The 8,905-nt window shown below is 72.4% G+C and carries 8 protein-coding genes and 1 rRNA gene; 1 reads left to right on the top strand and 8 read right to left on the bottom strand.

Annotated elements, in window-relative coordinates; genetic code table 11:
* Positions 1-218: ribosomal RNA gene (locus F8S09_RS08355) — 16S ribosomal RNA — on the top strand; the annotation flags it as partial.
* Between the two features lie 122 nt (positions 219-340).
* On the opposite strand, the gene F8S09_RS08350 is transcribed toward F8S09_RS08355, so the two are convergent.
* The 8 genes from F8S09_RS08350 to F8S09_RS08315 all read right to left on the bottom strand — a co-directional run bounded on the left by F8S09_RS08350 (position 341) and on the right by F8S09_RS08315 (position 8,879).
* Positions 341-1,495, bottom strand: a complete 1,155-nt coding sequence (locus tag F8S09_RS08350) for a DUF418 domain-containing protein (RefSeq protein ID WP_152870988.1) — start codon at positions 1,493-1,495, stop codon at positions 341-343.
* Positions 1,496-1,641: 146 nt separating this feature from the next.
* Entirely contained in the window at positions 1,642-2,811 is a 1,170-nt protein-coding gene (locus F8S09_RS08345) for a cytochrome P450 (RefSeq protein ID WP_322618661.1), read from the bottom strand.
* The gene (locus tag F8S09_RS08340) at positions 2,799-4,214 is read right to left on the bottom strand and encodes a phytoene desaturase family protein (RefSeq protein WP_152870987.1); all 1,416 of its coding nucleotides are present in this window, start codon (positions 4,212-4,214) and stop codon (positions 2,799-2,801) included. Before F8S09_RS08340 ends, F8S09_RS08345 begins: the two co-directional genes overlap by 13 nt.
* A 31-nt stretch (positions 4,215-4,245) precedes the next feature.
* A complete protein-coding gene (locus tag F8S09_RS08335) occupies positions 4,246-5,337 on the bottom strand; it encodes a glycosyltransferase (RefSeq protein WP_322618660.1) in 1,092 nt (363 codons plus the stop codon).
* A complete protein-coding gene (locus tag F8S09_RS08330; RefSeq protein ID WP_322618659.1) occupies positions 5,334-6,005 on the bottom strand; it encodes a lysophospholipid acyltransferase family protein in 672 nt (223 codons plus the stop codon). Before F8S09_RS08330 ends, F8S09_RS08335 begins: the two co-directional genes overlap by 4 nt.
* The gene (locus F8S09_RS08325) at positions 6,002-7,042 is read right to left on the bottom strand and encodes a carotenoid biosynthesis protein (RefSeq protein WP_322618658.1); all 1,041 of its coding nucleotides are present in this window, start codon (positions 7,040-7,042) and stop codon (positions 6,002-6,004) included. Before F8S09_RS08325 ends, F8S09_RS08330 begins: the two co-directional genes overlap by 4 nt.
* Entirely contained in the window at positions 7,039-7,347 is a 309-nt protein-coding gene (locus F8S09_RS18145) for an NUDIX domain-containing protein (protein ID WP_322618657.1), read from the bottom strand. Before F8S09_RS18145 ends, F8S09_RS08325 begins: the two co-directional genes overlap by 4 nt.
* Positions 7,344-8,879, bottom strand: a complete 1,536-nt coding sequence (locus F8S09_RS08315) for a phytoene desaturase family protein (protein WP_152870986.1) — start codon at positions 8,877-8,879, stop codon at positions 7,344-7,346. Before F8S09_RS08315 ends, F8S09_RS18145 begins: the two co-directional genes overlap by 4 nt.
* Positions 8,880-8,905: the final 26 nt, after the last annotated feature.

Below are 8,905 nucleotides of genomic sequence, written 5' to 3'. Positions count from 1 at the left end.
CTCGACTCCGTGAAGTTGGAATCGCTAGTAATCGCGGGTCAGCATACCGCGGTGAATACGTTCCCGGGCCTTGTACACACCGCCCGTCACACCATGGGAGTACGTTGCAGTTGAAACCGCCGGGAGCTGAAAGGCAGGCGTCTAGACTGTGGCGCATGACTGGGGTGAAGTCGTAACAAGGTAACTGTACCGGAAGGTGCGGTTGGATCACCTCCTTTCTACAGGTCACGTCACGCACCAGCGATGCGAATGCGCCCCGAGTCATACGACTCGGGGCGTTTCCTATTGAACTAGAGGGGCCGACGCCAATCCATTGGCGTCGGCCCCTTTTTTGCTTGTCTCAGCGTCGCCCGCCATACACGAGCGTCCGCACCAACTTTTCCAGCGGCCCACTGCCCCACGTCCGCAGCATCCATTGGCTGAGCGGAAGTTGTGCGAGGGCCACACCGATAGCCAGCAGCACGGCGGGAGCGGCGCCCCAGCGGCCGAACTGTGCCCCGGCGTAGGGGTAGAAGACCGTGGTCATGATCAGGCTCTGCATGATGTAGTTCGTCAGGGCCACGCGCCCACTGGCGGCGAAGGCCCGCAGGGGACCCAGACGGTCCTGCACAGTCAGCAGCCCCACCACCCCTACATACCCCAGCGCACTGGCGAGGCCCCCGCCCATCCGGACAGGAATGGCGATCAGTCCAGCAGCGAGGCTGGTCTGGGTGTTCAGCCAGGCGAGCAGCACGCCCAGCGGCAGCCCCAGCCCCAGCCCCCAGAACGCGAGGCGGCGCAGCAGCGGCCGGTGCTCGTGCGGGCGGGTCAGCAGGCCGCTGCGCTGGGCGGCGGCTCCCAGCAGGAACAGGGCAATCAGCCAGGGGCCGTTGTACAGGCTGCCGCCGATCAGGTCGTCCAGAAAGGTGGCTGCCCGCCCGGCCACGACCTCCGCGTAGGTCATCCCGGGCGAGAGGTCCGGGAGTCCCGCGCTGCGGACGCGGGGGCTGTTCCAGTAGCTCAGCGCCAGCATCACTCCCGACACCAGCCAGTAGCCGCCCAGCACTCCGGCAAGTCCCAGCAGCGCCCTCGTGGAGAGGCGGGCCGTGAGAAGCAGGACAAACGCCAGCAGCGCGTAGTTGGAGATGATGTCGCCGTGCCACACCAACACCCCATGCAGGGTGCCCAGGCCCAGCAGCACGGTCAGCCGCCGGGCCAGCAGGCCCGAGCCGTGCCGGACCAGCAGCCCCGCTGCCCCCCAGCCGAACAGCATGGCGAACAGGCTGATGGAGCGTCCGTTGAAGACGATGTCGGTGACGACCTGCACCACGCGGTCCACGCCTGTCTGTGTCCACTCCTGGAAGCCCGCGAAGTCCTGCACGTTGACGACTAGGATGCCCAGCAGCGCCAGCCCCCGCAGCACGTCGGGCAGCGGCGAGCGGTCCCCCACCGTCACCGGACGCGGCGGGCCGGATTCGGGCGCGGGAGCGGGCGGGGGCTCGGCGGGAAGGCTCATGCGCTCAGGCTAGCGCGGGCGACTTGCCTGTACGGGGCACAAAAAAAGCCGCCTCTTCGGGCGGTGATAGAACCAAGATAGCGCGGTATGCAGGATGCGTCAACCTCAACCGGGCGATTCTGGAGGCCGGATACGGCGGCGGCCCATCACGATGTCGACTCCCCAACCGCCCGCATCCGTACTGGCCCCACGGGTCCCAGCGTGACCCCGGCCCAGGGCACCGGGTCGTCGCTCACGGGTGACAACGGGGGCAACGCGGCGAGCGTCTCCAGAATGATCAGGTGCGCGAGGTGCATCCCCAGGCAGATCCGCTCGCCGCCGCCGAAAGGGAGGTAGGTCCAGGCCGGGGGCGGCTGGTGCCAGCGCTGAGGCTGGAACTCGCCGGGGGCCTCCCAGCGCTCCGGGTCGCGGGCGCTGAGGTAGGGGCTGTACAGCACCAGCGTGCCGCGCGGCAGGTGGACGCCCTCCCACTCCAGCGGCGAGGCCAGGCGGCGGCTGCCCATCCAACCGGGGGGGTATAGGCGCAGTGTCTCCTTGAGGGCGGCGGGGTGGCCCTCCCGCGTGTGCCACCTCGGGTGCCGGGCGAGGTGCCACATCGTCCACACCAGCGCGTGTGTGGTGGTGTCGTGCGCGGCGGCGAGGCTGATCCGCACCTCCTCCAGCCCGCCGGGAAGGGGGGCGAGGACGGCGAGGAGATCGTCGCCTCCGCCCGCTGCCCGCCGCCGCAGGGCCAGCCAGTCCAGCTCGGCCCGGACGCGGGCAAAGAGTCGGGGCCGGGGTAGCGCCGGGTAAGGAAAGGGGCGCCGCAGCGGGGCGAGGAAGGCGTGCAGCAGCTCCTCCGGAAACTCGCCGCTGAAGTACGCCGCGTTCAGCATCCGCAGCACGGCGCGGTCGGCCCAGTCCAGCGCGTCGAACTCGCCGGTGGGCACGGGGGGGCGGGCCAGGCGCACCCGCTCGCGCAGGGCTTCCAGCTCCGAGCGGCCGAACGCCGGATTCAGCACGCCCCGGCGGGCGCGGTGCTCCGGCGCGTCGGTCAGGACGATGCCGCCCGCGATAAAGGGCACCAGACGCGGAAAGGTGCCCGCGCTGCGGAAGGTGGGCAGGTCGGTGAGCACACGGCGATTCCATTCCGGACTGAAGCCCAGCACCGCCGGAAGGCCCAACCGCAATTGGAACAGGCTCCCGCCGCCCTCGCGTGCCCGCCGCGCTCCCTCCTCCAGCAAGGGCAGCGGCGCCTGCGCCCAGTCCTGAAGGTGACCGGAGCCGGGGCGGGGGGGCGGCTCGGGCAGGGCCGCGAGGGGGGTCAGCCGGGCCACGTTTCCCCCTTGCCGGGCACGTCCCGGCCCCCCAGGTCGTCGTAGCCCAGGCCCAGCAACTGCCCGGCCCCGTTCCAGCCGCTGAGGATGGAGAGCGGCACCCCTCCGCCCGGATGCACCGTGCCCCCCACCTGCACGAGGTTGCGGGCACCCGGCAGCGTCCAGCCGGGGCGCAGGCTCCCCGTCAGGCCGTGCGGCGCCTGTCCGTATAACGCGCCGCCCACCCCGGTGCGGGCGTAGTCGGCGGGGGAGAGGGGCCGCCACTCGGATACCTCCAGCGGAAAGCGGGCCTGAAGCTGCCGCAGCAGGAACTTGCCGTACTCCGGCGCGTTCCCGACGGCCTCCGGGCGGGGCGGCGCGTTCACCAGCAGGAAGGCCCGGTCGCCGTCCAGGTGCAGGTAGAGGGTGGGGTCCCCCGGCAGCTGCCCCGCCCGGATGTCGCGCCACTCGCGGGCGTACTCGGCAGGCCAGAAGATGTGGTGGGCGTGCCCCCGGTTCTCCGGGAGCCGCAGTTGCAGGGCAAATCCGCTCAGGCCGCGCGGGGCGGGGTCGGCGGGCAGGCCCAGCCACCCGCGTGTGAGGGCACGGTCGGCGGCGCTGACCCAGGCGTCGGCGGCAAAGGCTCCCCGGCTGGTGTGCGCCCCGAGGACCTGTCCGCCGTGGGTGCTCAGAAGCTGGACCCGCGTGCCGAACTCGAAGCGCACGCCCAGCGCCGCCGCCCGCTCGTGCAGCCGCCCGGCGAGTGCGCCCAGCCCCCCCTCCAGGTGCCACACCCCATAGCCCAGCTCCACCCAGGAAATGTTGTGCAGGACGGCGGGGGCGCGGTAGGGATCGGCCCCCAGATACGTGGCGAAGCGCAGCCAGAAGGGGGTCAGGAAGGGGCCACTGCGCACGAGGCGGGCGAGGCTGCTCCACGGGGCGGCCCGCAGGCCCCGCGTCAGGGCGTAGCGGGCGAGCCCGGCGCGACCCGGCGGCGGCCCGAAGATGAAGGTGGGTGCGGCGTCCCGGTACATCCGCCGGGCGGCCTCCAGCAGCCGGGCATAGTCGCGGGCCTCCTGTCGGGAGAGTTGCGCCAGCGTCGGCTCCAGGCTTCCGGCCACATGCAGCGCCTCGGGCGCGAAGGTGCGGCCCGAGAGCGCGTGGTAGGTCGTGGTGGGGCGGGCGGGTTCCAGCGGGGGCAGGTCTAGCCCCAACCGGGCGTGCAGGCCCCGGAAGACCTGCGGCATGGTGACCACGGTGGGGCCGCTGGAGAAGTCCTCGTAGCCCAGCGCCGCCTTGCCGCCGGGCCGCTCCAGGGCGTCCAGGACCGTGACCCTGGCCCCGGCCTGCGCCAGCCGCAGCGCCGCCGCGAGGCCCGCGAAGCCCGCCCCGATGACGGCGATATGGCGGGTCCGGGGACTCACGCGGGGCTTCCGGGGTGGGGGGCGGGACCGTTCATTGCTCGTACTCCCGGCCCTTCCAGGCCACCTTGCGCCGCATGGCCCGACGATACACGGGCAGGGCCAGCAGCGGCGTGACCGGCGCGAGCAGCCCCTCGGCGAGGTCGGCGGGGCGGCGGCGCCCAGTCAGCAGGTTGACCGACGTACGCTCGGCCAGCCCCGCGAGGCGCAGCGGCCACACCCCCCGCACGTGTCCCGGCAGCAGCCAGGGCAGCGTGTACGCCGCGAGATGCCACCCCAGAGAGGCGGCCAGCAGCGCCCGCGAGCGACCATGAAAGGAGCCGACATTCTTCCCGAAGCCCCCTACCGAGTCGGGGTAACTGCGGTACATCCGCACCTCCAGCACCCCGCGCCCCAGCGCCAGCCCCAGCCGCCCGCCCCGCGCCTTGACCCGGCTGGCGAAAGCCACGTCCTCCAGCAGTTCCGAGCGCACCAGCGCGTGCCCTCCGACCCGGCGGTAGGTTTCTCGCCGCAGCACGATGAGTTGCCCGTTGGCGGCGGCGGCCGCATGGTGCGGAAAACGCAGCAGCGGATGCGGCAGGAAGGTCAGCAGCACCGTGTCCACCAGCGGCGTGAGCAGCCGCTCGCCGAACGTCACGTTGCGCTGCCGGGGATAGACGCTCAGGAAGTCGGTCCCCGAGCGGGCGAACTCGTGCAGCACCGCGCCCAGGGCACCGGGGTGCCACTCCACGTCTGCGTCGGTGAAGATCAGGACCTCGCCCGTCGCTGCCTCCCCCAGTTGCTGACAGGCCCAGGGCTTGCCGTGCCAGCCGGGGGGGAGGGGAGCGCCCGTGAGCACCTGCGCTCCCAGCGCCCGCGCCACCCCGGCGGTGCCGTCCGTGCTGCCGTCATCGAGGACCAGCACCTCGTCCGCCCCCTGCGCGAGCAGGCCCGGCAGCGTGTGGGGGAGGTTGTGGGCCTCGTTCCGCGCGGGCACCAGCAGCGAGACGCGGGGCCGCTCCGGGGCGAGGGACCGGGGCCGCAGCCGGGGATAGGTCAGCGCATTGACGAGCAGGGTCAGGGCCTTGTAGCCGAAAAAGCCCGCCGCCGTGAGGCGGTAGGCGCGGGCGAGGTCGGGGCGCCTCACCGCTGCCGTCCTGTTGCGGGTTGGGTCAGCCGGGTGAGCAGGCGGCTGGGGAGGTCAGGCCGCGCTGGGTCGGGCAGCGGCGTTCCGGAGACGTGCAGGTAGCCCGCCAGCGGCCGTTCCGGGTCGCCCGCCGCGAGGTCGGTGTCCAGCGCCCCGAGTTCGCGGGCGAGCGCCTCGGCCAACCCCCCGGCGGTCGTGGGTGCCCCGAAGCGCAGGTAGGCTTCCGGCCGGGGGCGTCCGCGCAGGCCCACCCGCACGGCCACGGGCACGAGGGGCACCCCCGCCTGCCGGGCGATCCAGCCCGCGCCGGGCCTCAGTTCACGGGGGGGACCGGCAGGCTGCAAGGCCCCCTCCGGAAACACGACCACCCACGCTCCCGCCCGCGCCCCCCGCACCGCCGCCCGCAGCTCGTCCGCGCCCAGCGCCCCCACCCGCCGCAAAAAGGGGTAGTGGGCGAGTTGCCACCCGGTCATCAGCACCCGGAAGTCGCCGCCCAGTCCCCAGGTCAGCTCGCCCATCACGTAGCCGTCCCACCAGGAATGGTGATTGGGAGCCAGGACCGCCCCCCCCGCCGGGAGCGGCCCGCGCATCCACACGCCCCCCAGTCCGGTGCGGACACTGCGGCGGATGGAAACCCGCAGCATCGCGGCGACCGGATCGGGAGTCACGCCCGCTCCACGGTGGCCTGCCCCCGCACCGCCTGCGCGAGGACGAGCGCGGCCAGCATCGCCCCCAACGTGACCCCAGCCTCCAGGTACCGCCCGACGAGCACGAGGCCGCCGGGCAGAAAGAACAGTTCGATGGGATAGGCGGCAGCGAAAGAGAGGCGCGAGAGGTCGGGCCGAGGAGCGGGCTCCACGCGGACGGCCTCGGCCCGGAAGCTCATCGTTCTCCGCACTTCCACCTGCACCGGCCCGCCCCACCCCCGCCCCAGACGCCCGAACAGCCCCGGCGCGATGCGGGTAAAGGCCCAGCTCAGCCCCGTCCCCACCACCCACCACCCCACGAAGTTTTGCACGGGCGCCCCGGCCCACAGTGGCGCGGGGTCGCTCCAGAGCCAGTAGCGCTGGGCAGTCATCAGCGGCTCTAAGCCCACGTCCCAGGCGACCATCAGAATTCCGGCCAGCCACGCCCGCCCCCCCGCCAGCCGCGTGGCCGCCAGCGTCAGCGCGAACCAGCCCAGCGGCACGATCAGCGGGACCGTCAGCAGCGTGGGCGACGGCGAGGTCTCGTAGGAATAGATTCCGAAAGGAAACCCGGTGCGGCTGCCCAGCAGTTCCACGGCCCACCCGACCCCGAACGACAGCGTCACCATCGCCCACGCCCGCCGCACCCCCACCCGCTCGGCGGCGTACAGCCACCCGGCCACACACAGCGCCCCCGTGCTGAGCAGCCCCAGCACCGGGAACCCCTCCGGCCAGAGGGGGACCGGAATCTTGAGGGCGGCGTAGGCCACCAGCCACCACATCCACGGCCGCATCTGCGCCGAGAGGGCCGCCCACCGCGTCCGCAGCGTGCCGCCGAAGTCGCCCCCCAGCGCGTCCCCAGCCAGCGCCAGCCCCAGCGAGGCGGGAAAAGCCACGGCGATGAGCGCCCACCCCAGCGCCACGCCCCGCAGCACCAGCAGCGCCCCCAGGAACGCCACGCCGAGAGCGGCGAGGGCAAGGCCGAACCGCCGCAGGGTGGGGGAGAGGCGCAGGGTCAACCCGCCACCGTCCGCAAGGCCGCGAAATAGGCCTGGGTCGTCTTCGAAGCTTCCCCCGGCAACCCGTCCAGAGGCCACCAGCGCAGCTCCGAGGCGTCGTCCCCAGCCCGCGCCTCCAGCAGGCGCAGGTCGCCCACGGTCAGGCCTGTTTCCTCGCGCAGTTCGCGCCGGGCCGCCTGTTCGGGCGTCTCTCCCGGCTGGGCGCCGCCGCCCGGCACGTCCCAGCGGCCATTGTCGCCACGCCGCACCAGCAGCACTTCACCACTCCGCAAGACCGCTACGCCTGCGCCGATCCGTTCCCTCACTTCCACCCCCGCCGCGTCAGGTCCCGCAGCAGCACCCGCGCCGCATTCCGCCCCGACGCCCCCATGATGCCGCCGCCGGGATGGGTGCTCGCGCCCGTCAGGTACAGCCCTTTCAGCCCCGGCCAGCGGTACTGGCTCGCCGCCATCCAGGGCCGGAAGGCGAACATCTGGTCGAAGCTCATCTCCAGGTGCATGACATTGCCCCGGTGCAGCCCGAGGTTCGTCTCCAACCACTGCGGCGTCTGCACGAGTTCGCCCACGATGGTGTCCCGCGTGCCCGGCGCGTAATGCTCGAAGGCCCGCAGGATGTTCTCCCGCGCCTCGGCGGTGCGCGTCTCCCAACTCCCGGAGGCCAGCTCATAGGGGTAATACTGCGCCCAAAGCCACAGCACCTCGCCGCCGGGGGGCGCGAGGCTGTCGTCCACGGCGGAAAAACTCATGGCGATGAGGGGCGGATCGGTCGTCGGCTCGCCTGCCAGATATTCGCCGTACGCCTTCGCCAGTTGCCGCTCGTCCTTGATCAGCAGCCCCAGCCCCACCCGCGACTCCGGCTCGGAATGCTGGCGGTACTTGACCTTCTCGCTGAGCGCCAGCCGCAGGATCATGCCGAAGCCGTTGCCTACCCGCACCCGCCGCGCCGCCTCGGGCACGTGCTCCTCGGGCAGCGCCCCCGCCGTGGTCAGAACGTGGGCACCCGACACGACGGCGCGGGCGGTGTACTGCTCGCCGTTTTCCAGTTCCACACCCTGAGCTTTCCCACCCTTCACCAGAATCCGTTTCACCGGGGCATTGACGTGCACCTCGCCGCCGTAATCCTCGATGGCCCGCCGCAGCGCCCGCGTCAGGCCGCCGGAGCCGCCCTTGGGCCGCGCGACCCCGCCCTCGTGGTAGAGGGGGTGCCACAGCAAGAAAGGCGCACTCAGCGGGTCCGACGGCGGCGGGCCGCTCTGCGCTGCCATCCACGTCAGCGGTGCCCGGACCCGCTCCTCCGAGAAGTATTCCCGCGCCACGTCCCCGTAGGGCCGCAGGATGCGCGAGAGCTGGGTCTGCATCTCGCGGCCCCGGCCGCTGCCCATGACCATCTTGCCCATCTCCAGCGGTCCCGGCGCCGAGTTGAAGAGGTCCGCCACCGACCGGGCGAAGGGCGTCCAGTCGTCCAGAAAGTGGCGGTACACCTCCCCCTGACCGGGAAAGAGGGCTTCCAACTCCCGCGCAGTGCGCTCCGGGTCGCGCCAGACGAACCAGGGCGTCTCGCCGTCGGAGGCGTGGAACATCGGGTCCACTTCGAGGTAGTGCAGGCCGTGCCGGGTCAGCTCCAGCTCGCGCACCACGGGCGTCATCCGAATCAGGATGTGGGCGCTGCCCCCGTAGTCGAAGCGGTAGCCGGGCACCAGTTCCTCGGTGCTGACCGCCCCCCCGACGATATGGCGGCGCTCGAAGACGCCCACCTTCAGGCCCGCCCGCGCCGCGTAGGCCGCCGTCACTAGGGCGTTGTGGCCCGCCCCCATCACGAGTACGTCGTAGTCCGGCATCAGTGCCCCGAGTCTGGCACGCCGGG

It is taken from the genome of Deinococcus terrestris (assembly GCF_009377345.1).
Lineage (GTDB): Bacteria > Deinococcota > Deinococci > Deinococcales > Deinococcaceae > Deinococcus > Deinococcus terrestris.
This window is presented reverse-complemented; position numbering and strand designations above follow the sequence as displayed.

What these genes read in the sequence shown, in the direction of transcription:
- F8S09_RS08315 (WP_152870986.1), bottom strand. Translation starts at nt 8,879, where the DNA reads ATGCCGGACTACGACGTACTCGTGATGGGGGCGGGCCACAACGCCCTA.
- F8S09_RS08350 (WP_152870988.1), bottom strand. Translation starts at nt 1,495, where the DNA reads ATGAGCCTTCCCGCCGAGCCCCCGCCCGCTCCCGCGCCCGAATCCGGC.